At 52.4% G+C, this 731-nt stretch carries 1 protein-coding gene; it reads left to right on the forward strand.

The genetic code is table 11. The features are described from left to right. Positions 1 to 731, forward strand: a 731-nt coding sequence (locus ACI3L3_RS16890; RefSeq protein WP_404846328.1) for an IS3 family transposase, incomplete at both ends; no start/stop codon positions are given.

Here is a 731-nt window from a genome sequence, read left to right on the forward strand (position 1 = left end):
AGCCTGTGAGGCGTTTGACATCAGCCAGACCTGCTATCGCTATGAGCCGAAACTCTCGGCTGAAAACGATTTGATTGCAGACTGGCTCATACGCCTGACACACAATCAGCGAAACTGGGGCTTCGGGCTGTGCTTTCTGCATTTGCGCAACGTGCAGGGCTTTGGCTGGAACCACAAACGGGTGTACCGGATTTACTGCGAACTGGAATTGAATATGCGCATCAAGCCTAAGAAGCGCCTCATACGCGAAAAACCGGAACCGCTGACCCAGCCGAAAGAAGCAAATCTGGTCTGGTCCATGGATTTCATGCACGACCAACTCGAAAATGGCAGGACTTTTCGGCTATTTAATGTCCTTGATGACTTCAATCGCGAGGGATTAGACATCGAGGTGGATTTCTCACTTCCGACGGAGCGCGTCATCCGTAGTCTGGAACAGATCATTGAATGGCGGGGCAAGCCGGACGCAATTCGCTGCGACAATGGACCGGAATATGTGAGCACGAAGCTGCAGCTCTGGGCTGAAAAGCAGGGAATCCGGCTCGAATATATTCAGCCCGGTCAGCCGCAGCAAAATGCATACGTTGAGCGCTATAATCGCACCGTTCGATATGACTGGTTGAGCCAGCATCTGTTTGCAAGTATCGAGGAAGTCCAAGACTATGCTACGCGCTGGCTCTGGACCTACAACAACGAAAGACCCAACATGGGCATTGGCGGCATCACCCCAG

The organism is Desulfobaculum sp. SPO524, assembly GCF_044987625.1.
Taxonomy (GTDB): Bacteria; Desulfobacterota; Desulfovibrionia; order Desulfovibrionales; family Desulfovibrionaceae; genus Desulfobaculum.